The following is a 23,807-nucleotide window of genomic DNA, read 5'->3' as shown; positions in this document are numbered from 1 at the left end:
TGTCCGGTAGTGCTGTTGCTCCCCCGATGCGGGGTGGGGTTAGGCCCCGTTTCGGGTCCTGGGGGGCGGTGCGGGGCTTTAAGCTCCGGCGGTGGACTGGGACGGGTTGTCGGTGCAGTTGGTCGTGCTGGCGATGGCGGCGGTGGCGGCGCCGCTGCTGGTGGACCGGCTGGAGCGGTGGGTGCGGCTGCCGGGCGTGGTGGTGGAGATCGTGCTGGGCATCGTGATCGGGCCGCAGGTGCTGGGGCTGGTGCAGACCGGGGTGCTGCTGGAGACGGTCTCGCAGCTGGGGTTGGCGATGCTGTTCTTCCTGGCGGGGTATGAGATCGACTTCCGGGCGGTGCGGGGGCGGCCGATCGTAGCGGCGTCGGCGGGCTGGGTGGTGTCGTTCGCGCTGGCGGCGGGGGCGATGTGGGCGGCCGGTGCCGGTGCGGCGGTGCTGATTCTGGCGATCGGGGTGTCGTCGACGGCGCTGGGGACGATCCTGCCGATCGCGCGGGATTCGGGGCTGTTGGCGGGGCCGGTGGGGCCGCATCTGATGGCGGTGGGGGCGGTGGGCGAGTTCGCGCCGATCGCGTTGCTGGCGTTGTTCTATTCGGAGGGTCACCATTCGGGGAGGACGACGCTGGCTATTGCGTTGGCGGGTCTTGCGGTTGCGGCGGCGGCGATCGGGTCGCTGCGGCGGTCGGCGCGGGTGGGGCGGCTGCTGTCGGCGACGTTGGGGACGTCGGCGCAGTTGGCGGTGCGTTTGTCGGTGCTGGTGCTGCTGGGGGCGGTGCTGCTGGCGGCGGAGATCGGCGTCGATATCGCGTTGGGGGCGTTCGCGGCGGGGGTGTGCATGCATGTGCTGCTGTCGGCGCTGGACGGGCGGGAGGAGGCGCTGGTGCAGTCGAAGCTGGACGGGATCGGGTTCGGTGCGGTCGTCCCGGTGTTCTTCGTGTACACGGGTGTGACGTTCGATCTGGACGAGCTGCTCGGGTCGCCGGTGGCGCTGGCGCTGATCCCGGTGTTCCTGCTCGTGTTCGCGGTGGTGCGCGGGGCGGTGACGTGGCTGTTCGCGCGGAAGGCGCTGGCGGGGCGGGACCGGGGTGCGTTGGCGGCGTTCGCGGCGACGCAGCTGCCGATCGTGGTCATCGCGTCGTCGACTGCGGCGGAGCGGGGCCTGGTGGAGGAGGCGGTCGCGGCGGCGATGGTGGGGGCGGCGATGGTGTCGGTCCTGGTGTTCCCGCTCGTGGGCTTGAAGTGGACGAGGCGCAGTACTGCGGCGGTCGCGGCGGAGCCGATCTAGACGGGGTCAGCGGGTGGGCGTAGGGGCGGATACGCGTCTGCTCCGATGCGCCCGCCCGTGCGCGGGGGCGAGCGTGGACGGTATGAGAAAACTCCGCCGCCCCGCGTACCGGGCCTTCGTCATCGCCCACGTCGCCTCGTCGGTCGCCTGGCTCGGTTTGAGCCTGAGCCTCCTGGTCCTCGGCGTCCGGGCCGTCACCACTGAGGACGCGGCCGTGCAGTTCGCGGCCGGGACCGCCATGGACGCGCTCGCCTCCGCGATCGCGGTCCCGATCGGGCTCGTCGCTATCGGTACCGGTGTGGTGCTGATGTTCGGGACCCGCTGGGGACCGTCGCACAAGTGGGTCCTCGTCAAGCTGATCGCGACGGTGGCCGCGTTCGCCGCGACGGTCTTCGCGCTGCTCCCGGGCCTGGAGGCGACTGCGGCGATCCTCGACCCGGACCGGTTGCAGGTCCTCGACGACCAGGTGATCGCCGCGCCGATCGTGTCCTCGGGGGTCTACCTCGGCGCGACGATCCTGTCGTACGTCAAGCCGTGGGGACGGGTGGGCGCAGGCCGCCGCGCGCCGGCCCCAGTGCGAGCGCCCGCCCGTAGTGCTCGATGAGCGCGTCCCCTTCGGCCTCCCAGGTGCGGCCGCGGACTTTCAGTCGTCCGCGCCGCCCCCACTGGCGCAGCACGTCCCGCTGCCCGGCGAGGGAGGCGACGAGCCCTGCCAGCGCGGCGGTGTCGCCGGCCGGGAAGTGGGTGCCGTCCACGCCCGGGTCGACCAGTTCGGGCGCGCCGCCGGCGTCGACGGCGAGCACGGGCACGCCGGAGGCGTGGGCCTCCTGGATGGTCTGCCCGAACGTCTCGAACGGCCCGGTGTGGACGAACAGGTCGAGGGAGGCGTACAGGCGCGACAGGTCCGTGCCGTGGAGGGCGCCGAGGAACTGCGCCTGCGGCAGGAGCCGCTCCAGGGCTTTGCGGCGGGGGCCGTCCCCGGCGATCACCAGGCGCACGCCAGGGAGCGCGGCGGTGTCGGCGAGCCAGTGCAGCTGCTTCTCGCGGGCCAGGCGGCCCACGTAGCCGACCAGGAGCTCCCCGTCGGGCGCGAGCGCGTCGTGGAGGGTGGTGTCGCGGAAGGCGGGGTGGAACCGGTTGGTGTCGACCCCGTGCGGCAGGACCGCGACGCCGCCGATCCCTTGCGCGGTGAGGGACCGGGCGGTGCATTCGGAGAGGGCGAGGTTGACCGCGGCGCGGGAGTGGATCGACTTGAGGCGCTGCCACACCAGCTGCTCGAACGCGGTCAGGTGGTAGGCGCGGGTGTAGGCGGGCAGGTCGGTCTGCCAGACCGCGACGGCGGGGACGCCGCGCCGCTCGGCCCAGGCCGCGGCGCGCGCGGTGTACCCGAAGGGGCTGGCGAGGTGGACGACGTCGGGCCGGTGGGCGTCGAGCGCGTCGTCGAGGGCTTTGGTGGCGAGTCCGGCGCGGAAGTGCCGGTAGGCCGGGAGCCGCACGGAGGGGACGTGGACGACGGGCCAGTCGAAGACCGGGCGCGGGCCCGGCCCGGGCGCGGGGGCGACCACGACCGGTTCGATCCCGCGCGACGCGAGGTGGGCCGCGGCCCGCGCCACCGAGCGGGCGACGCCGTTGATCTGCGGCGGGAAGGATTCGGTGACCAGTGCGACTCTCATGACCGGAGCGTAAAGGCGCAGGTGGGCGGCGGAGGGAATCGGAAGTGTCGCGGGACTGAACCCCAGCCGATATTCACGCCCGTCACGGCCTGGCCGATTCGTTCAAGCCCGGGGCCGGGCGCGGGTTTTAGCGTGAGGGCCATGGAACGGATCGATGCAGAGCAGTTGGAGCGCGCCGCGCAGTTCGTGTGGCGCACCGGGAGCCTGGTGGACCAGCGCCGCATGGCGCGCCTGGCCGGGACCGGGACGAGTGAAGGGGTGCGGGCGGCGGTGCTCGCGCACCGGACCGGCGACGGCGGGTTCGCGTTCGCGCTCGAACCGGACGTGAAGGGCCCCGACCCGCAGCCGCTCGCCGCGATGACGGCGCTGGCGATCCTGGACGAGGCCGGGGTCCTCGACCAGGCGACCGGCGCGGGCGTGTGCGACTGGCTCGCGGTGCACACGGCCCCGGACGGGGGTGTCCCGGACCTTTTGGAGACGATCAGCGTCTACCCGCACCCGCCGTGGGTCCAGGCCCCGCCGCAGGACCGCGGCGGGCTGCTCACGACCGCGAGGGCGGCCGGGTACCTGCTGCGCAGCGGGGTCGAGCACCCGTGGATCGACGGCGCGGCCGCGTTCTGCCGCGACCGGATCGACGCGCTCGAAGCGAGCCACCCGTACGAGGTGTTCAGCGTCGCGGCCTTCCTCGGCGCCGCACCCGACCGGGTCTGGGCCGGCAAGGCCGCCGCGCGCATCGGCGAGCTCGTGCGCGGGGCGGGCCTGGTGCTCCTCGACCCCGCCGACTGGGAGGGCGTGGAGTCGCCGCCGGGGTACGCGCCCGGCGAGCACCACCTCGCCTGCGACTTCGCCCCCGACCCGGCCAGTGCCGCCGCGGCCTGGTTCAGTCCAGCGGAGATGCGTGCGGCCCTGGACTTCCGGGCCGCCGAGCAGGACGCGGATGGGGGCTGGCCGATCCACTACCGGCGCTGGCACAACGGGATCGAGCTCCAGGCCCGCCCGGGGTTCACCGTCGACGCCGTCAGGGTCCTCAAGGCGTGGGAGGGCACGGCGTAAGCGCAGGCGAGTCGGCGGGACGCCGGACCAGCGGCGCACCTGCCGGGCCAGGTGCGCCTGGTCGGCGTACCCCTCCTCGGCTGCGATGCGCGCCCAGCCCCGCTCCCCCGCCGCGGTGGCCCGCCGGAACCGGAGGATCTGTTCGAGGGTCTTGGGGCCGTAGCCGAACGCGGCCGCGACGCGGCGGCGCAGCTGCCGCTCGGAGAACCCGAGGGCCCGGGCCAGGACCGGGACGGGCGGGGGCTCGGGCACGTCGAGCGCCCGCGCGGCGGCCAGCGCGGCCGCATCGGGCGCGAACCGCACGGCGCGGGCGGCGAGGGCTCCGGCGAGGATCGCGGCACCGTCCCACGGGTCGCCTGCGGCGGCAAGGCGGTCGGCGAGCGGCCCGGGGTCCCAGAGGTCGGCGAGGGCGGGCTGGGCGTCGGCGACCGCGGTGGCCGGGACGTCGCCGAGGAGGATCCGGGCCGCGCCGGGGCGCAGCCGGATCCCCGCGATCACGGTCCCGGCGGCGAGGGGGACGTCGCGGGGGCCCGTGTCGGGGCCCGCGATCTCCAGTCGGCCGCCGTGCCACAGCAGGTCGGTGCAGGCGTCGGGGACGACCCGGGTGGTGGCCGGGTGCGGGGCGCGGCGCACCCACAGGCACGGCGACCAGGCCGGGTCGGGTGCGGGCCGCTCGGTGTAGGCCGCGGGCGGGCGCCCGGGCGCGGTGTCCATGGCTTCGACCGTAACGCGCTGCACCGACATCGGCGGCGGTGCGCGCGACTGCGGGGCGGGGCAGTGTCGGACCCGGCGTGTAGGTATTGGAGGATGCAGTCCAGTTCACCAGGCCGCGCCTTCGAGTGCCGTGCCTCCGAACCCATGTGAAGGAGCCCCCGATGTCACTGTCGAGTGCCGACATCGCCCATCTCGAAGCGGTGCTGGCGCAAGGGAAGAAACCCAAGGTGGTGTTCACCGACGCGGCCGGGCAGGTCGCCGGGCGCACCGGGAAGGTCGTCGCCCTCGACCCGGCCGGCGTCGACGACTTCGTGCAGGTCGCGTTCGGGTCCGACGAGCTGTCGTTCTCCGCGGCGGAGCTGCGCCTGCCCGCCCCCGGCGAGGGGGCGAGGCGGACGGCGCCGCGCCAGCGCGCCGCCGCGCCGACCGGGCCCGGCCTGCTGCCCGACGATGCGCCCGAGACCAGAGCGCCCGAGCCGACACCTGCACCGAAACCCGTTGTGAGCGAGAGGAAGACCGTGACCGAACCCGCACCGTCCGCGCCCGAGCCCGTGGTCAAGAAGAAGGCCGCGCGCCCGCGCGCCCAGGCCGCCAAGCACCCCGAGCTGACGGTCACGCTGACCTATGAGGACGGCGAGTGGTCCGTGGCCGCGGCCCGCGGCGCGCGCACGGTCGTCAAGGGCGCCAAGGTCGCCCACACGAACGCGCTGACGATGTGCCAGGCTTCGGGATCGGACGAGGTCAACGAGGTCGTCTCCGAAGTGGTCGAGAAGATCCGCTCCGAGGCCGCCGAGGAGGCCGCCCGCCTGCGCCGCCAGCTCGAAGAGGCCGAAGCGCGCCTCGCCGAGCTGAAGTAGCCGCACCCGCGGAGCCGACGGGCCCGGGACGCCGCGAGGCGGACCGGGCCCGGCTGTGTCTCGGCTCCGGCGGCTAGTCGCGGGCGTGCTTGATGTAGATCATGACCGCTTCGCGGGTGGTCTTGACGCCCAGGGACTGGCGGGCGGCGGCGATGCGGCGGTTCGCGGTGCGCAACGAGACGAACTCGGCTTCGGCGGCGGCGGCGATCGTCGACCCCGCCGCCAGGCGCGAGAGGAGGGCGCGCTGCTCGGCGTCCAGGTCGAGGCCGTCGGCGGCTTCGGCTTTGCCCGGGGTGAGGCCGAGGGGGCCGACGCGGCGCAGGTCGGCGGCGAGGTTGAGCGCCAGCTGCCCGGTGGCGACGGCGATGATCCCGGCGCCGCGGGCGGCGGCCAGGACCGCCTGGGACGCGGTGTGGTCGTCGCCGACGGCCCCGTGGCACACCAGGCGCCGGTCGGCGAGGTCCCACGCGGGCTCCAGGAGCGCGAACCCGCGGTGCGCCGACCAGCCCGCGGCCGCGCACCGGCGCACCAGCGCGTCGGCGTCGCTCCCGGCCGCGACGACATGCAGGGGCACCTGTTCGCCCATCAGCCCTCACCGCCTTCGGCCGGCGCGGCGGACAGCAGGACCGCGGCTTCGGTGCGGGTCTTCGCGCCGAGCTTGCGCATCCCCGAGCGGATGTGCGTCTCGACGGTCTCGGCGGTGATCCCGAGGATCTCGGCGATCCGCCGCGACGGGTGCCCGGAGGCGACGTGGCGCAGCACCTCGGCCTCGCGGTCGGTCAGTCCCCCGCCGCCGCGCGCCGAGCGGCGGTCGCGGCGCACGTCGTGGCGGCGCAGGCCCCGGCGGGCGCGCCCGGCCAGGACGATGAGGCCGTGCTCGTCGGCGATCCGCTCGGCCGCTTCGAGGGCCGCGACAGCGGCCTGGGGTTCACCGGAGTGGGCGGCGAGCGCGAGGAGGCAGCGGACCTGCTCGCGGGCGGCGAGGCCGTCCCATGCGGAGGCGGCCTGCGCGAACGGGCCCGGTGCGGCCTTGTCCCACGCGGCGAGCGTAGTCGCCACGGGCGCGGGCCAGGGGGTGGCGTCGGCGGCGACCGGCTCGGTCCCGGTGTCGTAGGCGATCCACCGGCCGGTGATGTGCGCGAGCCCGCCGACCAGGCCCGGCTGGGCCTCGGGGGCTTCGGGGCCGGGCTGGCCGTCGAGCCACGCGGTCTCGTGCTCCAGCCATGCGACGAGCCCGTCGAGCGCCGCGGGGGCGTCGTGCAGGCGCGAGAGGCGGGCGCGGGCGGCGCCGAGCGCGCCGGTGTCGGCTTCGGCGAGGGCGATGGAGGCGGCGATGAGCGTGTCGGCGACCGCCGGGAGCGCATGGTCGGCCAGGGACTGCGCGGCGGCGATCACGTTGTCCAGGCCCGTCCCGGACAGGACGAGGCACCAGGCGGCGGCGGCGAGGAACCGGGTCTGCCACGAGTAGGCGCCGTCGGCGCCGGCCCGGTCGGCGGCCTCGTGGGCGACCGCTTCGGCCTCGACGAGGCGCGCGGCGTCGGCGAGGGCGATCACCCGCGACCACGCGCACCACGCGGCGGTCGTCGCGTCCCCCGCGTCGCGCGCGAGCGCTTCGGCGGCGGCGAGCGCGTCGGGGTCGTCCCCGGCGAGCGCCGCGGCGAGCCCGGGATGGGCGAGGTCGGGGTAGGCGGCCCGCAGCTCCTCGGCCAGGAGCGCGCGTTCAGCCGCCGGGGCGCACAGCAGCCGCAGCTGGTCGGTCTCGGGGCCCTCGGGGGCATCGTTCAGGGCAGCACGGGCGCGGCCGGTCTCGCCGACCGCCAGGAGCGCCCAGGCGCGCACGACGGCGGTGTCGCCGCCTGCGGGGGCCCGGTCGAGGACCGCCAGCGCGGCGTTGGTGCGGCCCGCTTCGAGGGCGGCGCGGGCGGCCGGGACGGCGTGCGCGGGGTCGATCTCGGCCGCGAGCAGCAGCGCCTCGGCGCGGGTCTGCGGGCCGGCGCCGTCGGCGGCGGCCAGGGCGGTGGCGAGGGCGCGGGCGGCGAGTCCGGCGGCGTGGGCGTGGCGCGCGGACTCCACGCCCTGGGTGGCGTCGGCGAGGTGCTCGTGCATGGACCGGCGGGCCTCGGTGTCGAGGATGCCCGCGGCGATCTCGGCCATCCACGGCGACGCCGGGCGCAGGAACGGCCCCTCGGCGACGGCGAGCCCGGCGTCGGCGAGGACCTGCGCGCCCTCGCCCAGCAGGGACGGGTGCGCGGGCCGGCCGAGCAGGCCCAGGACCGCCAGGGCGGTGCGCCCGGCCCGGGGCAGGTCCGCGATGGCGGCCGCCGCGGCGGAGGCGGGGTCGCCGGGCAGGCCCGCGTCGGGTTCGCCCGGCCCGGTGTGCGCGGCGCGCTTGGCGAGCGCGGTGAGGGCGAGGGGGTTGCCGCCCGCGCGGGAGGCGAGCGCCGCGGCCCTGGTCGCCGGCAGCGCCGGGGCGGCCTCGGCGACCAGCGCTGCGGCTTCGGCTTCGGTGAGCTCGGGGACCGCGATGACGGTGGCGGCGGCGAGGAGCCGCGCGAGGGCGTCCTCGCCGAGCCGGTTGGGGATCCGCAGGGCGGCCGCCACCGGGAGGCGCTCGGCGAGCACGGGCAGGACCGCGAGGGTCGCCGCGTCGCACCACTGGAGGTCGTCGATGACGAGCAGGCCCCCGCGGGTGCGCGAGTAGACGGCCTCGGCCAGCAGCGGCAGGTCGTCGGCGGGCATCCGCGCCCGCGTCGCCCGCTCCAGCGCGAGCGCGGGCTGCCCCGAGAGCATCGCCAGGCCCCCGCCGGCGTGCACGGGCCGCTTGGAGGCGCGCGCGAGCCGCTCCAGCAGCCGGGTCCGCCCCGACCCGGGCGGGCCGGTGACGACCACCAGGCCCGGTCCCGCCAGCGCGCCGGCCATGGCGCGCAGGGCATCGTCGCGGTTGGCGACCCCGAGGGGCGTCGAGGCGATCGGGGGCGCCAGTCCGGGCGTGGGCGGGGCGGCCAAGGGGGCTCCTAACGCTGTGGCACGAATGGGGGAGGCGGCCGGGCGGTCGCGGTTTGTAATCTCGTGTGTGTCGACGGACCGCCGACGCCTCTCATGATATTGCGGAAGCTTCGATGCCGCAGACCGGCGTCGGCGACCGGAGTGCCGCATACCGGGCGCAGCGCCCGGACGGACCGACGAGACTACAGGAGAGGGCGGACGCGGGGACCATGGTGGCAGGACAACTCACCACGAGCGTGGCGGGCATGTGCGAGGAACTGGCCGGCAAGGTCTCCCCCGCGTCGCGCCCCGTGGTCGAGGAGGTCGCGGCCCGGCTCGGGCAGCCCCTTCGCGTCGCCGTCGCCGGACGCCTGAAGGCCGGGAAGTCCACACTCGTGAACGCGCTGATCGGCCGCCGCGTCGCGCCCACGGCCGCCGGGGAGTGCACGCGGGTGGTGACCCAGTTCCGGTACGGGCCCGCCGACCGGGTCGACGTGGTCGCCCGCAACGGCGTCAAGCACGCCGTCCCCCTGGACGCGAACGGGATGATCCCGACGTCGCTGCCGATCCCCGCCGACGAGGCCGCGATGATCGACGTGCAGCTGTCCTCCGACCGCCTCCGCGACCTCACCGTCGTCGACACGCCCGGGCTCCAGTCGGTGAACACCGAGATCTCGGACGCGGCCCGCGAGATGCTGTTCGCCGCGCCGATCGCCGAGGACGTCGACGACGACTCCAAGGCCGCCGTCGAATCGGCCGAGGCGATCATCTACGTGTTCACCCAGCAGGTCCGCGCCGACGACGTCGACGCCCTGGAGGCGTTCTCGAAGGCCTCGCAGCAGCTGTCGTCCTCGCCGATGAACGCCCTGGGCCTGTACAACAAGGCCGACAAGCTCGCCCCCGGCCCCGGGCAGGACCCCTGGCCCGTCGCCGGCCCGATCGCCGGGGACCAGGCGAACGTCCTGCGCCGCGCCGTCTGCGACGTCGTCCCCGTCGTCGGGCTCCTCGCCGAGACCGCCGAAGCGGGCCTGCTGACCGCCGCGGACTGCGAGGCCCTGCGCACCCTCGCCGGGCTCGGCGAGGAGAAGCGGGCGCTCATGCTCGCCTCCGCCGGGCTGTTCCTGTCCACCGAGTCGCCCGTCGACGAGCACCAGCGCAGGCGGCTGCTGGAGCGCCTGGACCTGTACGGCATCCACTTCGCGATCGCCCACCTCCAGGCCAGCCCCCACCTCGCCACGGGTGAACTGGTGCGGCTGCTGTTCGCCGCCTCCGGGTTCCCGCGGCTGCGCACCACCCTCCACCAGATCTTCGGCGTCCGCGCCGACGTCATCAAGGCCGGATGGGCCCTCGGGCGCCTCGACGCCGCCGCCGCCTCCGGGCCCGCCGCGGACCGGGACCTCCTGCGGGGCGCGGTCGAGTCGATCGTCGCCCGCCCCGAATACCACCGCCTCCCGCTCCTCGAAGCCGCCGCGCAGGTCACCACCGGGCAGGTCGCGCTCCCTGAGGCCATGGAGGCCGAGGTCGCGCGGCTCGCGCTCACCGACGACGCCGGCGTCGTCCTGGGCCTGCCCGGCGAGGCCCGCCCGCAGCTGCGCCGCGCCGCCATCGAAGCCGCCGCACGCTGGCGGGCCTTCGCCAACGGCGGCGCCACCCCGTCCCAGGCGCGGGTGGCGAACGTGGTGCATCGTGGTTTCCATCTGCTGGCCCAACGCCTCGGCTGACAGCGACAAGCGTTCACACATAAGGAGAGCAAAGTGACGAATCGACTCGGCGGACCGCTGGTGGGGGCCCTCGTCGGCCTCGCCGCCGCGGCCCTCGGCGCGGTGTTCCTCACCGGCGGCGGGTTCGATGCGCGCGTCCTGGCCATAGCCGCCGGCTCGGTCCTCGTCACCGCCGCCGTCGCCTTCATCGCCGGCAAGTCCATCACCGCCCCCGCCGCCGCGGCGCCCCTCCAGCCGCCGCCGTTCGCGCCCGCCCCCGGCACCGGCGCCGCCTCCGGCGCCATCCCCGTCGGCCAGCTCCAGGACTCCGCCCGCGCCGCCCAGAACGCCGCCGACCGGACCGTCCTGGTCGAGACCTGCGTGTGGATGAGGGACCGCGCCACCTCCCCCGCGCTCGCCCAGCACCTCGACGGCGCGTTCGCGAAGGTCGGCGTCGCCCAGGTCGACGCCACCGGCCAGCGCTTCGACCCCGCCGTCCACGAAGCCGGCTCCACCGTCGCCGCCCGCGGCCCCGCCGACGAGGGCATCATCGCCCGCACCGAGCAGATCGGCTACACCGACCGCGGCCGCATCCTGCGCCACCCGATCGTCACCGTCTACCGCGGCCAGGGGGTCCGGGCATGACCGACACCGCCGCCCCCGCCGCCGCAGCGGCCGCGTCCGCGAATCCGGCGCCCGCGAAGAAGGCCGCCGCGAAACCGAACCCGGCCGCCCAGATCCACAAGCTGTGCGCCAAGGCCGCGAAGGCCGGGAACGCGTCATTGCGGACGGTGGACGCCCGCGCGGCCGCGGAGGTCGACGAGGTCGCGCGCTGGCAGCCCGACAAGCCCGTCGCCGTCGTCGTCGGCGAGACCAAGCGCGGCAAGTCCTCGCTGGTGAACGCCCTCCTGGGCATGCCGGGCCTGTCGCCGGTGGACGCGCAGGTCGCCACGACCGCGTATCTGGAGTTCGCGTACGCCGAGCAGGCGTCGGTGCGCGCCTGGCAGCCCGGCGCCGCCGACCCGATGCTCCTGGGCGTCGGGGACCTGCGGAACTGGGCGACCCGCCTGGGCACCATGCCGCCCGGGATGGTCCCGCCGCGGCGCATGCTCGTCGGGCACCCGTCGGCGCTGCTCAAGCACATGTCCGTGGTGGACACGCCCGGCACCGGCGGCCTGGACCCCGACCACGCGCAGATCGCCCTCGAAGCGGTCGCCCGCGCCACCTGCCTCATCATGGTCACCGACGCGTCCTCGCCGATGGCGAAGACCGAGCTGGACTTCCTCACCGAAGCGTCCAAGCGCGTCAACTTCGTGGTGTTCGCGCTGACGAAGACCGACACGTACCCGGGCTGGCGGACGGTCCTGGAGGAGAACCGGTCCCTCATCGAGGCGCACGCGCCCCGCTTCCGCAACGCCCCGCACTTCCCCGTCTCGGCGATGCTCGCCGAGCACGCGCTGAACTCCCAGGGCCCGACCCGCCAGGCCCTCGCCAAGGAGTCCGGGATCGGGAAGATGCAGCGGGCCCTGGTCAAGGTCGGCGCCGCCGGGAAGGCCCTGGTCGCCGCGAACGTCGTGCGCGCGGTGCGCACCGAGTTCTCCCGCCTGGCGATCTCCGCGCAGGAGGACATGAAGGCCTACGACCCCGACCCCGAGACCGCGAACCGGTTGAAGGAGGAGAAGAAGCAGGCCCTCAACGCCCGCCGCACCGAGACGAAGAAGGCGAACCTCGCGCTGCGCGTGGAGACCCAGCGCGCGAAGATCGAGGTCCAGGGGCGCCTGCGCGCCCACCTCCAGGAGCTCGAAGAGGCCCTGCTGAACGAGTTGGAGAAGGCCAACAAGGCCGCCCTCGAATCGCTCCCCCAGCGCATCGACATCGCCCTCCAGGGCATCGCCGCGCGCCTCTCGGGCGAGCTGCACCAGCGGTTCGTGCTCCTCGCCGAGCGCGTCCTGCGGCAGGTGTTCACCGAGGACGAGCTCATGCAGGCCACCAACTCGATCTCCGCGGGCCTGCGGGCCGCGGCCTCGGGCCGGGCCCGCCGCGACGCGAACCAGGACGGCGCGCTCCTCATGGCGTCTTCTGCTGGTGTGGCGATGATGGCCGGGCGCGCGGTCACCGCCGGCGCGGGCATGATCGGCCTGACCGCCGTCGCCGGATCGGTCGCCTCCGTCGCCTTGACCGCGTCCGGTGTCGGCATCGGGCTCGCCGCCGCCGCGTTCCTGCTGTACCGCAGGAAGATCCAGGGCGACCGGCAGGCCGCGAAGCAGTGGGTGCAGCGCGTCATCGCCGAGGCCCGCGCGAACCTCAACGAGGAGATCGGGTTCCGGTTCACCGAGGTCGAGTTCGTGTTCAACTCCACCCTCGACGACGCCCTGGAGCGCCGCGCCGCCGAATTCGACGCCCGCATCTCCGCGGCCGAGAACGCCGCGAAGGCCGACCAGGCCGCCCGCGCGAAGAAGCAGGCCGCGCTCAAGCAGCGCCGCGACTCCATGGCCCAGAAGGTCAAGCAGCTCGACGAGGTGCTCGCCAAGGCCCGCACCCTCGTACCAGGAGATGAGGAATCCGATGGATGAGTTCGACCCCTTCGACCCCGAAGCGTCCGCGGACGAGTTCGGCGACGGCCTCGACGACGACGGCGAGGAGGCCCCCGGGTTCGACGAGTTCGACACCGGCGAGGTTCCCGACGAGGACGGCCTGGAGGCGTTCGCTCTCGAGGACGACGCTTTCGACGAGGACGAGCCGCTCGACGAGGGCTTCAGCGTCGACGCCGAGTACGACGAGGACGGCGACGACGCGACCGGCGGCGACGAGACCGCCTACGCCGCGACGTATGAGGACCTGCTCCTCGACGAGGCCGACAACCCGCCGACGTTCCCGCCCGAACTGGACCTGGACGTGCCCGAGCCGGTCGACGGCTACCCGTGGGTCGACCTCGACGCGCTCGGGTCGGCCGAGGCCGAGCCGTGGGTGAACTCCGTCGACGCGTCCGAGTACGCGATCGCCGACATCGACGACCCGGCCGCGCAGGCCCTGGCCCGCTTCTGGCAGGGCTAGCCCCGGGCCCCGGCTCGGCGGGCCCGGCAGCCGCCGACCGACCCCCGCGACCGCGTCGTCGCGACCGACGGCCCCGCACCGAGTGCGGGGCCGTCGGCGTCCGCGCACACGGATCGACAAACGCGAATGGCCGCCTGGCACTGTCCGAAGTCGCCGAACCCGCCGCGAGTGGGGAGCGACGCAAAGGAACGCACCGCCCGTCCGCCGCGCGCCCGATCGAACACGCGGCCCCATCGGCGCGAAGGAAACCGCAGGTCCCAGCGCTGCAAGCAGTTTCATGAAGCGGCTTCGCGGCCTCCACTGTGGCGGCGGATCGGGCCGGGATTCACCCGTCCGGGTGCGGCGGTGCGAAAATTCGGGACCTGCCGACACCGAAAGGGGCGAACCGGCGGTAGATTGGGGGCTCCATTACCGTCGAGTCCGACGCCCGATCCCCCTCTCCGGGCACAGGCCCGTCCCCGTACGACCGACCGGGAGCCGTGGTGAACGAACCAGACCACTACCGCGTCCTCGGGGTGAGCCCGCAGGCACCACGCAACGAGATCCAGGCCGCCTACCGCCGGCGCCTGCGCGAGACCCATCCCGACCGCGGCGGCGACGAGGCCGAGTTCCACCTCGTCCAAGGCGCCTGGGAGACCCTCTCGCACGCCGGGCTGCGCCGCGAGTACGACCTGCTGCGCTTCGGGCGCCGCGCCGCCCGCCGCTACGGCAAGGCCGCCGCCAAGCCCTCCCACCGGAAGGTCCGCGGCTGGAACGTCGCGCCCCCGCCCGAACCGGTCCAGCACGCCTTCCCGACCGAAGGCGCCCTCGTCGCCGTCCCCTGGCACGCGCGCCTGCGCCTGGCCCGGCCCGTCTACCGGCCCTCGGCGTGGATCGCCGCCGCGGTCAGCATCGCGGCCGCCGCCGTGTGGGTGTTCATGGGCCTGGGGTTCCTCGGCCAGGCGTTCGCCTCCGACTCGTGGATCTTCCTGCTCCTGGCCATCCCGGTGACGATCGCGATCGCGATGATCGTCGTCGTCCAGACCAGCCGGGCCCTGCGCCGCCGCCCCGACACCGCCCCGCCCCCGCCCACCGGGCGGCTGATCTTCGCGACCCTGTTCGCCGCCGCGGTCATCGCCCTCGCCGGGCCCTCCACGCCGTGGGGGTGGGCCCTGGGCGTGTACGTCCTCACCGGGGCCGCCCTGGCGTGGACGGTGAAACGGGTCCGGTACACGGTCGCGCTGCGCCGCCAGGTCGGGGCCGCGCTGCGCCAGTTCAACGCGTTCGGGCCCGTCGGGACCCGTCCGAAGGCCGACCGGCCCACGGGGAAGCTCCTGCGCGAAGTCCTCACGAACCTGCCGGCCGCGCGCCTGTTCGTGGCGCTCCCGGCCGAGCCGGACACGCGCGTGCCGCACGCGATCGTGTGCGGCGACCGGATCGCGCTGCTGTGCGCGCCGGTCGGCCGCGACAGCGCCGACGTCGACTCGGTGAACCTCCCTGAGGCCGTCAAGGTCCTCACCGCGGCCCTCCCCGACGCGCACGTCCAAGGCTGGGTCCTGTGGCCGACGCTCCCCGAGGCCGCCCGCGCCGGGGAGGAGGCCGCCGTCCACGACGTCGCGGTCGGCCAGGCCGCCGCCGACATCGGCCTGTGGCTCGCCTCGGCGGGCGCGGTCTACGACCTGCCGGTCCTCCAGGCCCTGCGGATGCGCCTCGCCGCCGTCCCGGGCCCGCGCACCGGCGACCGCACCCCGGCCGTCCGCACCTGACACTCTTACGCTGCGCTTATGCGCGCTCCGTGAGCAATCGCACCCTCCACACGGGCGGGTGCGGACAGTAGGGTTCAGGCAATGGACGCCACCGCCCGCGCCGACGCGATCGTCGCCGACCGCCTCCGCGCCGCCGCCGACCGCGAACCCCTCCCCGGGCCCGCAACAGGGTCGAGCGCCGTCGAGATCGCCGCGTCGATCAGCGCGGGATCGCCCCACGCGGCACGGTTCACCGGCGAGGTCGCCGCGGCCGTCCGCGGCACTGCTCTGGCGTTGGAGGCGGCCCGCCCGCACCCGACGGACTTGTGGGCCGCCGCCGCGGCCGAGTACCCGGACCCGTCGGTGTGGTTCGAGCAGGCCGTGCTCCTGGGGCATCCGGTGCACCCGCTCGCCCGCTCGCGCGGCGGGCTGACCGACGACGAGATCCGCGCCTACGCGCCCGAGCACCGGGCCCGGATCGATTTGGGGCGCTACGGCGTCCCCGATCGGGCCGCGACCTACACCGACGACGAGGGCCTGCCGCTCCTGCCGGTCCACCCGTGGCAGGCCGCCCGGCGCGGCCTCGACGGCCCCGGGCAAGTGTGGGGCGGTGCGGCGCCGCTGATGAGCCTGCGGACGCTCTCGACCGGCGACTGGCACGTCAAGACCGCCGTGGACCTCCAGCTGACCTCGGCGGTCCGGCACGTCTCGGCCGCCGCCGTCCACAACGGGTACTTCCTGTCCGAGCGCCTCGATGCGCCAGCGCGCCGCTGCGGGATCGCGCTCCTGCCGGAGACCGCCGTATGGGCGAGCCTCGACGGCGAACCCGATCCGGGCCTGTCCGCGATCCTCCGGCCCGCCCCGCATACGATCGGCCACCCGCGGGCGGTCCCGCTCGCGGCGCTCGCCGAGACGTGCCCGTCTGACGGGCGGCCGATCGCCGTGGCGTTCACCGGGGACGACCCCGAGGCATGGTGGGAGGCGTTCGTCGCGGTCGCGCTGGCGCCGCTGCGGCTGTTCGCCGAGACGGGTGTGGCGCTGGAGGCGCACGGGCAGAACACGCTCGCCTCGTTCACCGGGGACCTGCCGACGTCCCTGGTGTACCGGGACTTCGGCGGGGTCCGCGTCCCGCCCGAGGACTGGCCCGAGCTGATCGGCGACCTCCCCGAGCCCGATCGGGAGGCGCGCCTGGTCAAACTCCTCGCCGCGCTGTTTCCGACGACGCTGACATCGATCGTCGATTCGTTCGCCGACTGGTCGGGCACCGACCCCGGCAAGTGGTGGTCCGCCGTGGCGAAGGAAGTGCGGGGCATGGGTCTGGAGTCGTGGATCGCCGACGCGGTCCTGCGCAGGCCCTGGCCGCTCAAGGCCACGACGGCGATGCGCCTGGCCGACAACGCGACCGACGACATCTGGGTGCGCGTCGACAACCCGCTGGCGGCGGCGTGAACCTGACCGACCAGATCATGGCCGCGGCCTGGCGCGAAGACCTCGCCGGGTACCGGACCGGGCCCGCCCCGGCCCCCGAGGGCCCGTTCAACCAGCTCGACTATCCCGATAGCGGTGAGGACGGCGACCCCGTGAAGGCCCTGGAGGCGATCCTCGGCGCGCCGGTGCCCGCGCACCTGGCCGCCGAACTCGAATCCGCGAAGCAGGGCCGGGCGCTCGCGAGGGCCCGCGCCGCCGTGCGCCGCAGGCATTTCGCGGCGCTCGCCGCCCGGGCCGGGGCGCCGAGCCTCGCGCGGCTCGTCGCCGCCTGCACCGGCGACGCCGACACCGCCGCGCGCCTGCTCGAAACCCTCGCCACCGACGGCCACCAGCTCCACCCGTGCGCGCGCACCCGCCTGGGCTGGCACCGCCGCGACCTGGACCGGTACGACCTGGAGACGCCCCGCCCGGTCCGCATCCGCCTCGTCGCCGACCGCACCGGCATCCTCGACCGGTCCGGGGCCGACTTCCGGACCCACCCGATGCTCGCCGGGCTCGACCTGCCCGACCCGGTCGTCCCGGTCCACCCCTGGCAGCTCGACCACCGCGTGCTCCCCCAGTACGCGGACCTGTTCGCGGACAAGCGGCTTCAAGTACTGGACGAGACCGTCCCGGCGTGGCCGACCGCCGCGGTCCGCACCCTCGCCGGGCACCGCGCCCCCGGGTTCCTGAAGCTCGCGCTCGGCATCCACATCACCTCCACGCGCCGCGACATCTCCCCCGCGACCGCGCTCCTCGCGCCGGTCCTCTCCGCGCACCTGACCGCTCTCGACTCCGCCCTCGGCACCGGCGGGCCGCACCGGCTCGTCCCCGACCTCGCCGGGGCGTGGCTGCCGGGCCGCCGGGACCTGACCGCCATCGCCCGCGCGCCCCTGTCGAACGTGACCCCGGCGGGGGCGGTGTGCGTGCCCGCGACCGCGCTCGCCGCGCTCTCGCCGGTGACGGGGGTGAGCATGGCCGCGGAGTACGCCGACTGGCACGGCGACCCGGCGGCGTGGCTGCGCGCCTATGCGGCCCTGTTCGTGCCGCCGGTGCTCGCGAAGGCCGCCATGGGCATCGGCCTCGAAGCGCACCTCCAGAACAGCCTGGTCGCCATGGACGGGCCCGTCCCGGTCGCCGCGGTCTCGCGCGACCTCGGCGGCGCGCGCCTCCACCTGCCGACCGTCCCCTTCGACGTCGAGCTGCCGGAGGGGAGTCCGGTGAACGCGGCCTCGATGGACCAGGTGCGCGCGAAGGTCGCGTACACGCTGTTCCAGAACCACCTCGCCGCTTTGGTGACCGCGCTGTCGCGCGACTGCGGGCTCGATGCCGCCGCGTTCTGGGCCGACCTCGCCGACCTCGTCGCCTCGCTCGACCTGCCTGCGGCCGACCGCGACTGCTACCTCGCCGAGCGGCAGCCGACGAAGGCGCTGCTGTCGATGCGCCTGGAGCCGGGCCGCGAGGTCGAGGCCCTCGTCGACAACCCGATGGGGCGCCGATGAGCATCCCGGCGAAAGTCCGCGTCGCGGTCGAGGCCCTCGAATCCCCGGCCAGCGCGTGGGTGTACGACCCGGGCGTGCTCGGCGCGCGCCTGGCGGCGGTGCGGGCGGCGTTCCCGGAGTGGACGGTCCTGTACGCGATGAAGGCGTGCGCGAACCCGGCGATCCTGGCCGCGGCGGCGCGCGGCGCGGACGGGATCGAGTGCGCCTCCGGCGGCGAGCTCGCCGCCGCGCAATCAGCAGGGGCCAGGCGTCTGGCGTTCTCGGGGCCCGCGAAGACCCCCGCGGACATCGCCGCGGCCGCGGCGTGCGGGACGCCGCTGGTGATGCACGCCGAGAGCGTCAGGGAGCTGGAGGCCCTCGCGGCGGCGGGGTTCGCGGGGCCGGTGGCGCTGCGGGTCAACCGGGGCCGGGCGCTGCCGGGCTCACATCAGATGACGGGGGCGCCGACGCCGTTCGGCATGGACGAGGACACCGCGCTCGCCGCCCTCGGGCAGGCGCTGGCGTTGGGGCTCGATGTGGCGGGGTTCCATCTGCACGCGGTCTCGAACTGCCTCGACGCCGCCGCGTACGCCGCGCACGTCCGCGACGCGCTCGCCTGGGCCGCAACCGCATCGGAGGGCCGATTCGGCCTCCGGTATGTGAACGTCGGCGGGGGCCTGGGCGCGGATCCGCGCGGCGACGAGCTCGACCTCGACGCCGTCGCGACGGCCCTCGGCGATGGGCCGGGGCGGTTCCTGGACGCGGGCGTGGACCTGGTGGTCGAGCCGGGCCGGTACCTCGCGGCGGCCGCGGGCTGGTACACCGCGGAGGTCGTCGACGTGAAGACCGTCGCGGGGCGGGCGTTCGCGCTCGTGCGCGGCGGCACGCACCATTTCCGTCTGCCCGCGGCGTGGGGGTACGCGCACCCCTTCGACGTCGTGCCGGGCCCGCGCACGGGCGCGGTGCTGACCGACGTGGAGGTCAGGGTGTGCGGGGAGCTGTGCACGCCCCGCGACGTCCTCAACGGCGGCCGGCGCGTCGAGTCCATCGGGGTCGGGGACCGGCTCGTGTTCGCGGACGCGGGCGCGTACGGCTGGGAGATCTCGCATGACCGGTTCCTGGGCCATCCGGGCCCTGACATGGTCGTCATCGACTGATCGGCCGATCCGCAAACGCTCGCCGTGCTCTACCATGAAGGACCCGATAGGGTGCCCGGTCCGTCCCGACCAGGTGCGCTACCGCCTCGATCCCCCCATTGAGGAGTCCGTATGCCGATTCGGCGTTTTGCCCGGCGGACCCATCGCGACGCGGCCCGGCTGGCGGCCGCGGGCGAGCACCGCAGCGCCCTGCCCGCGTTCGCGGCCGCCGCCGCCGAGTACCGCGAGCGCCTCGCGGGCCATCCGGGCGACCGGGGGTCCCGCGAGGACTTCGCCGACCTGCTCGCGTCCGCCGCGGCCTCCCATACCGCGGTGGGCGACTACGCGGCGGCGTTCGCGGCCCAGCGCGAGCGCGCGCAGGTCGCCGATGCGCTCGGCGCGGTCGGCCCTGCGAAGGCCCGCCAGCGCATGGACCTCGCCGAGTCGGCGGTGCGCGCCGGGCGGCTGCTGACCGCCGCAGTGCAGGCCGACGCGGCGTTGAACGCCCTCGACGACACGGACCCGAACGACCCGGCCGGCGCCGGGTTCGCGGACCTCGCGTCGGCGCTGGCGCGCGCGGCGCGGGTGTTCGGGCGCGCCGCCGACCCCGATCTGGCGGTGGCCGCGGCAGACCAGGCCGCGCGGATGCTCCTCGCCGCCGGGCGTCAGGACGCGCTGCTGCGCGACAGCCTGCGCCTGGCCGCGGCGCTGCACGCGGCCGCCGGGCGCGGCGCGCACGCGCGGGGCGCGAAGGAGCTGCTGGGCAAGTACTTCCCCGACGCCGAGCCGTTGACGGCCCCGAACCTGGTGACGCTGCGGACGGCGCTGGAGACCGCGGCCGGGCGGGGCGCGTTCGACGATCCGGCGCTGGTGCGGCGCCTGTGCCCCGACCCGGCCGGGCGGGAGGCGCCGCCGACGGTGACGGCCCGCTGCGACCTCGGCCTGGCCGCGGTCGCCCTGCACGCCGCCGAGCCCGCGGTGGCCGCGCTCGTGGCGCCCGCGCCGGGGATCGGGTGGCGCATCGCCACCGAGGTCCACTACCTGCTCGCCGCGGCCGACCGGCACGGCGAGCGGAACCTCCACCTGAACTTCCGCGACCACGGCCCGGTGTGGGTGGCGATGCTCATGGCCCTGGCAGAGGACGGCAAGCGGGGCCCGCTCATGGCCGACCTCGCCCACGCCCTCGCCGGACTGTGCGACCGCCTCCACACCCGCCACGCCGCGCCGGAGTACGAGCCGCTGATGCGGTCGGCCCAGCGGTTCATCGCCGCGCACCCCGACCGGTGAAGGTCCTGGTGGTCGACGCGTGCTGGCGGGGCGCGGCGGGGACGGGCTCGCCGACGGCGGTCGTCGACGACGAGGGGTTCGCGGAGGCGGACCGGGCGCGGGTGCCCCTGTCGGCGGGGACCTCGCACGCGGTGTTCCTGGACCGCACCGACCCCGGTGTCGTGGGGCTGCGGTTCTTCACCGCGGCCGGGGAGCTGCCCGCGTGCGGGCACGGGACCCTCGCCGCGCTCGCGGTCCTGGAGTCCCTCGACGGTCGGGACGAGTGGCGGCTGCGCGCCGGGGGCCGGGTGTTCCTGGGCGGGATCGGCGCGGACGGCCCGTGGTTCGACGCCGGGACCACTAGGCATCGCGCCTTCCCCAAGCCGGGGCCCGCGCTGGCGGCCCTGGGGGCCGAGGCGGCGGGCCCGGTCCTGGCGGCGGGGACGGCCCGCGAGCGCCTGCTGGTCCCCGTGCGGCCCGAAGCCTTGGAGGGGCTGCGCCCGGACTTCGCGGCGCTCAAGGCCGTCTGCGATGCGGCGGGCCTGCTGGGCTGCTTCGTGTACGCCGAGGTCTGCGAGCGGTGGTTCGCGGCGCGGATGTTCGCGCCCTCGATCGGCGTGGACGAGGACGTGGCGAACGCGAACAGCGCCGCGGCGCTGGCGGGTGCGCTGGTGGCGGCGGCGCCGGTGCGGGTCGTGGTGTCGATGGGCGACGGCCTGGGGTCGCCCTCGCGCATCCGCGCGGAGGCGTTCCCGGGCGGCGGGGTGCGCCTGTCGGGCCGGGTGGGCCCGGCGCGGGTGGTCTAGGGCGCCTGTTGCTCAGGAGCCGCTGAACCAGCCGGGGGCGTCGAGGCGGAACGGCTCGCCGGGGGCGAGGGCCGCGAGGTCGGCTTCGAGGGCGTCGAGGCGCTCGGGCCCGATCTGGGCGGCCCAGGCGGCGCGGACGCGGTCGAAGGTGCGCGCGGACCGGTCGAGAACGTCGAGTCCTTTCGCGGTGAGGCGCACGGCTTTACGGCGGGCGTCGGCCGGGTCGGGGGCGCGCTCGACGTACCCCTGCTGTTCGAGGGCGGCGATGGTCTTCCCGGCGGCCTGCTTGGTGACGCCCAGGCGCGCGCCGAGTTCGACGGCGGTGGTCCCCTGGGTGCCGATGGCCTGGAAGATGAACCCGTGCATGGGCCGCAGGTCGGGGTGGCCCGCGGCGGCGAGGTCGGCGTGGACGGCGTCGACGGCGGCGCGGAACGCGGCGAACAGGCGCAGCGGGAGCTCGTGTCCGGGGGGCGGCTCAACCATGATCGACAACCAGGTTTACTATATGGGCAACCATGTTGTCCATCCTAGGAGATTCCCCCATGCGCATCGTCCGCAGTGCCGACACCCGCCGCACCGCCACCCCCGCGGCGGTCATGACCACCCTCGCCTCCCCGACCCTCGGCGGCGCCCCGTTCCCGCTGTGGCGCGTCGAGGCCGCCCCCGGCACGGCCGGGCCGCTCCACTTGATCGACGCCGACCAGGTGTGGGCCTTCACCGCCGGGACCGCCGAGGTCGAAGTGGACGGCGAACGCACCGAGGCCGCCGCGGGCGACACGCTCGTCGTCCCCGCGAACGCCGAGCGCCGGTTCACGCCCGGCCCCGACGGGTTCACCGCCGTGGTCGCCGGCCCGGCCGGGATGCGCGCGGCCATGCCCGCCGCTCCCGATGCGAAGATCGACATCGCCTGGGCCGCTTAGGCCCCGGCGAGGCGGTCCCGGCGCCGGGCGGCGTAGTCGCGCAGGGCCCGCAGGAAGTCGACGTGGCGGAACCCGGGCCAGTACACGTCGCAGAACGACAGCTCCGCGCCCGCCGACTGCCACAGCAGGAAGCTGGAGAGCCGCCGCTCCCCGGAGGTGCGGATGATCAGGTCGGCGCCGGGCAGGTCCGCGGTGTACCGGTGCGCGTCGATGTCGCCCTCGGTGATCCGCGCGGCGAGGTCGGCGAGGTCGCCGCCGCGATCGGCCTCGGCCTCCAGGAGCGAGCGGACGGCGTCGACGATCTCGGTCTGCCCGTCGTACCCGATCGCCACGGTCAAGTGCGCGCCGTCGCGGTGGGCGGTGGCCTCGGCGGCGTCTTTGAGGGCGCGGGCGGTCGTGCCGGGGACGGTGTCGAGGCGCCCGGCCAGATGCAGCCGCCACGGGCTCGACGGTTCGGTGAGCCGCTCGGCGACGATCTGCTCGACCATGGCCATCAGGTGCGCGACCTCGGCGCCGTCGCGCTTGGCGAGGTTGTCGGCCGAGGCGACGTAGACGGTGACGTGCCCGATGCCGAGCTGGTGGCACCAGGCGAGGAGGTCGTCGAGGTGCTCGGCCCCGTACCGGTGCCCGATCCCGGCGTCGGCGAACCCCTGCGACCGGGCCCACCGCCGGTTCCCGTCCATGGCGACCGCGACATGCCGCGGCAGCAGCGCCGGGTCGAGCCGCCGCCGCAACTGCCGGGCGTAGATCCGGTACAGCCCTTGGGGAACGCGCATGCCCAGAGCTTACGTGGCGGCGGCCCAGACCGCCTCGGCCCAGGCGAGGAAGTCGGCGACCGCCTCGGGCGGGAGGGCGTCGATGACGGCGTTCGCGGCGGCGGCGAGCAGTTCGAGGTCGGCGTCGTCCATGCCCGCGACGCTACAGGCGGGTGTCGGCGTAGCGGGTCATCGCCGCGGCGAGGTAGGCGGCGTGGCCGGGGGCGACTTGCTCGCACGGGTCACGGAAGCGGGGGTCGCCGGTGTAGAGGGCCGCCAGGCGCCGGTACGCCTCGGGGGCGGGGGTCGAGTCCCAGTGGGCTTCGACGAGCCGGTAGTGGTCGGCCACGACGTCCTGGACGGCCGCGTCGGCGGGGCCGCGGCCTTCGGACCGCAGGGCGGCGAGCGCGGTGTTGATGCGGTGCATCTGGGCGGGGATCGCCCGCCGCTGCTCGGGGGTGAGGGCCTGGAGGGCGGCGAAGGCGCGTTCGACGACCTGCTGCGCCCACGCCCGCCGGGCGCGGTCCCGCTCGTCGGGGGCGTCGAGTCCGGTGAACCAGGTGTCGGGCGCCATGGGGCGGCCTCCTTCGAGTTGGCGGATGGTGGCCTCGACGGTGTCGGCGAGGCGGGCGAGGCGGTCCCGTTCGGCGGCGATCTGGGCCGCGTGGCGGCGCAGCGCCTCGGTCTCGGACTGCTCTCCGGCGAGGACGGCGCCGATGTCGCCCAGGCCGAGCCCGAGGCGTTTGAGCAGGAGGATCTGCTGGAGCCGCAGGAGTTCGGCGCGGCGGTACAGGCGCTGGCCGCCGGGGCCGGTGTCGGCGGGGGTGAGGAGGCCGATGGCGTCGTAGTGGCGCAGGGTGCGCGCGGTGGTGCCGGCGAGGCGGGCGACCTGCGCGGTGGTCCACTCGTCCACGGGGTGTCTCCGTTC

Annotated in this window: 22 protein-coding genes and 1 pseudogene; 15 read left to right on the top strand and 8 right to left on the bottom strand. The window is 75.5% G+C overall.

The window, feature by feature from the left end; all coding sequences use genetic code 11:
- Positions 1 to 91: 91 nt before the first annotated feature.
- Both WA640_RS13020 and WA640_RS13015 read left to right on the top strand, forming a co-directional pair.
- Complete coding sequence (locus WA640_RS13020) at positions 92 to 1,288, top strand: cation:proton antiporter (protein WP_335988103.1); 1,197 nt, start codon at positions 92 to 94, stop codon at positions 1,286 to 1,288.
- Between the two features lie 82 nt (positions 1,289 to 1,370).
- Positions 1,371 to 1,892, top strand: a complete 522-nt coding sequence (locus WA640_RS13015; RefSeq protein ID WP_335988100.1) for a hypothetical protein — start codon at positions 1,371 to 1,373, stop codon at positions 1,890 to 1,892.
- Here WA640_RS13015 and WA640_RS13010 read toward each other — a convergent pair.
- Complete coding sequence (locus WA640_RS13010) at positions 1,816 to 2,961, bottom strand: glycosyltransferase (RefSeq protein ID WP_335988099.1); 1,146 nt, start codon at positions 2,959 to 2,961, stop codon at positions 1,816 to 1,818. The two genes, WA640_RS13015 and WA640_RS13010, sit on opposite strands and share 77 nt — an antisense overlap.
- 141 nt (positions 2,962 to 3,102) lie before the next feature.
- Between WA640_RS13010 and WA640_RS13005 the strand changes: the two genes are divergently transcribed.
- Positions 3,103 to 4,014: a hypothetical protein gene (locus WA640_RS13005; RefSeq protein WP_335988097.1), complete on the top strand. Its 912-nt coding sequence runs from the start codon at positions 3,103 to 3,105 to the stop codon at positions 4,012 to 4,014.
- Between the two features lie 12 nt (positions 4,015 to 4,026).
- Here WA640_RS13005 and WA640_RS28845 read toward each other — a convergent pair.
- Positions 4,027 to 4,728 (bottom strand): annotated as a pseudogene (locus WA640_RS28845) (helix-turn-helix domain-containing protein); the annotation flags it as partial.
- Positions 4,729 to 4,889: 161 nt separating this feature from the next.
- On the opposite strand from WA640_RS28845, the gene WA640_RS13000 reads away from it, so the two are divergent.
- Positions 4,890 to 5,585, top strand: coding sequence for a hypothetical protein (locus WA640_RS13000; protein ID WP_335988095.1), 696 nt, complete (start codon positions 4,890 to 4,892; stop codon positions 5,583 to 5,585).
- A gap of 73 nt (positions 5,586 to 5,658) precedes the next feature.
- Here the strand turns inward: WA640_RS13000 and WA640_RS12995 are convergent, their stop codons facing one another.
- On the bottom strand, positions 5,659 to 6,171 hold the full coding sequence (locus tag WA640_RS12995; RefSeq protein WP_106365695.1) for a LuxR family transcriptional regulator: 513 nt from the start codon (positions 6,169 to 6,171) through the stop codon (positions 5,659 to 5,661).
- Positions 6,171 to 8,591, bottom strand: coding sequence for a helix-turn-helix transcriptional regulator (locus WA640_RS12990; protein WP_335988094.1), 2,421 nt, complete (start codon positions 8,589 to 8,591; stop codon positions 6,171 to 6,173). The genes WA640_RS12995 and WA640_RS12990 overlap by 1 nt, the downstream gene beginning before the upstream one ends.
- 209 nt (positions 8,592 to 8,800) lie before the next feature.
- Between WA640_RS12990 and WA640_RS12985 the strand changes: the two genes are divergently transcribed.
- The 10 genes from WA640_RS12985 to WA640_RS12940 all read left to right on the top strand — a co-directional run bounded on the left by WA640_RS12985 (position 8,801) and on the right by WA640_RS12940 (position 21,204).
- On the top strand, positions 8,801 to 10,291 hold the full coding sequence (locus WA640_RS12985; RefSeq protein ID WP_335988092.1) for a dynamin family protein: 1,491 nt from the start codon (positions 8,801 to 8,803) through the stop codon (positions 10,289 to 10,291).
- A 33-nt stretch (positions 10,292 to 10,324) separates the two neighbouring features.
- On the top strand, positions 10,325 to 10,915 hold the full coding sequence (locus WA640_RS12980) for a nucleotide exchange factor GrpE (RefSeq protein WP_335988091.1): 591 nt from the start codon (positions 10,325 to 10,327) through the stop codon (positions 10,913 to 10,915).
- Complete coding sequence (locus WA640_RS12975) at positions 10,912 to 12,843, top strand: dynamin family protein (RefSeq protein ID WP_106365697.1); 1,932 nt, start codon at positions 10,912 to 10,914, stop codon at positions 12,841 to 12,843. Before WA640_RS12980 ends, WA640_RS12975 begins: the two co-directional genes overlap by 4 nt.
- Positions 12,836 to 13,324, top strand: coding sequence for a hypothetical protein (locus tag WA640_RS12970; protein ID WP_335988090.1), 489 nt, complete (start codon positions 12,836 to 12,838; stop codon positions 13,322 to 13,324). The genes WA640_RS12975 and WA640_RS12970 overlap by 8 nt, the downstream gene beginning before the upstream one ends.
- A gap of 482 nt (positions 13,325 to 13,806) precedes the next feature.
- A complete protein-coding gene (locus WA640_RS12965; protein ID WP_335988088.1) occupies positions 13,807 to 15,069 on the top strand; it encodes a J domain-containing protein in 1,263 nt (420 codons plus the stop codon).
- An 81-nt stretch (positions 15,070 to 15,150) separates the two neighbouring features.
- Positions 15,151 to 16,497 carry an IucA/IucC family protein gene (locus WA640_RS12960; RefSeq protein WP_335988087.1) on the top strand — a complete coding sequence of 449 codons (1,347 nt, stop codon included), beginning with the start codon at positions 15,151 to 15,153 and terminating at the stop codon, positions 16,495 to 16,497.
- Positions 16,494 to 18,017, top strand: coding sequence for an IucA/IucC family protein (locus WA640_RS12955; protein WP_335988086.1), 1,524 nt, complete (start codon positions 16,494 to 16,496; stop codon positions 18,015 to 18,017). Before WA640_RS12960 ends, WA640_RS12955 begins: the two co-directional genes overlap by 4 nt.
- A complete protein-coding gene (locus WA640_RS12950; protein WP_335988085.1) occupies positions 18,014 to 19,153 on the top strand; it encodes a type III PLP-dependent enzyme in 1,140 nt (379 codons plus the stop codon). Before WA640_RS12955 ends, WA640_RS12950 begins: the two co-directional genes overlap by 4 nt.
- Before the next feature lie 111 nt (positions 19,154 to 19,264).
- Positions 19,265 to 20,419, top strand: a complete 1,155-nt coding sequence (locus WA640_RS12945; protein ID WP_335988084.1) for a hypothetical protein — start codon at positions 19,265 to 19,267, stop codon at positions 20,417 to 20,419.
- Positions 20,416 to 21,204 (top strand): PhzF family phenazine biosynthesis protein, encoded by a 789-nt coding sequence (locus tag WA640_RS12940; RefSeq protein ID WP_335988082.1) that lies wholly within the window; start codon positions 20,416 to 20,418, stop codon positions 21,202 to 21,204. Before WA640_RS12945 ends, WA640_RS12940 begins: the two co-directional genes overlap by 4 nt.
- Positions 21,205 to 21,216: 12 nt before the next feature.
- Here the strand turns inward: WA640_RS12940 and WA640_RS12935 are convergent, their stop codons facing one another.
- Positions 21,217 to 21,687, bottom strand: coding sequence for a MarR family winged helix-turn-helix transcriptional regulator (locus tag WA640_RS12935; protein WP_335988080.1), 471 nt, complete (start codon positions 21,685 to 21,687; stop codon positions 21,217 to 21,219).
- 59 nt (positions 21,688 to 21,746) lie between these two features.
- Between WA640_RS12935 and WA640_RS12930 the strand changes: the two genes are divergently transcribed.
- Positions 21,747 to 22,124: a cupin domain-containing protein gene (locus tag WA640_RS12930; protein WP_335988079.1), complete on the top strand. Its 378-nt coding sequence runs from the start codon at positions 21,747 to 21,749 to the stop codon at positions 22,122 to 22,124.
- On the opposite strand, the gene uppS is transcribed toward WA640_RS12930, so the two are convergent.
- From uppS to WA640_RS12915, 3 genes are read right to left on the bottom strand one after another with little or no spacing between them, the layout of a single operon-like run.
- Complete coding sequence (uppS, locus tag WA640_RS12925) at positions 22,121 to 22,900, bottom strand: polyprenyl diphosphate synthase (protein WP_335988078.1); 780 nt, start codon at positions 22,898 to 22,900, stop codon at positions 22,121 to 22,123. The two genes, WA640_RS12930 and uppS, sit on opposite strands and share 4 nt — an antisense overlap.
- 9 nt (positions 22,901 to 22,909) lie before the next feature.
- A complete protein-coding gene (locus WA640_RS12920) occupies positions 22,910 to 23,032 on the bottom strand; it encodes a hypothetical protein (protein ID WP_335988076.1) in 123 nt (40 codons plus the stop codon).
- 10 nt (positions 23,033 to 23,042) lie between these two features.
- Positions 23,043 to 23,792, bottom strand: a complete 750-nt coding sequence (locus WA640_RS12915; protein ID WP_335988075.1) for a MerR family transcriptional regulator — start codon at positions 23,790 to 23,792, stop codon at positions 23,043 to 23,045.
- Between the last annotated feature and the right edge of the window lie 15 nt (positions 23,793 to 23,807).

Origin of the sequence: Glycomyces sp. MUSA5-2 (assembly GCF_037034145.1) — a bacterium.
GTDB lineage: Bacteria > Actinomycetota > Actinomycetes > Mycobacteriales > Micromonosporaceae > Glycomyces > Glycomyces artemisiae.
The sequence above is the reverse complement of the archived record's forward strand: the minus strand, read 5'-3'. Positions and strand labels throughout refer to the sequence as shown.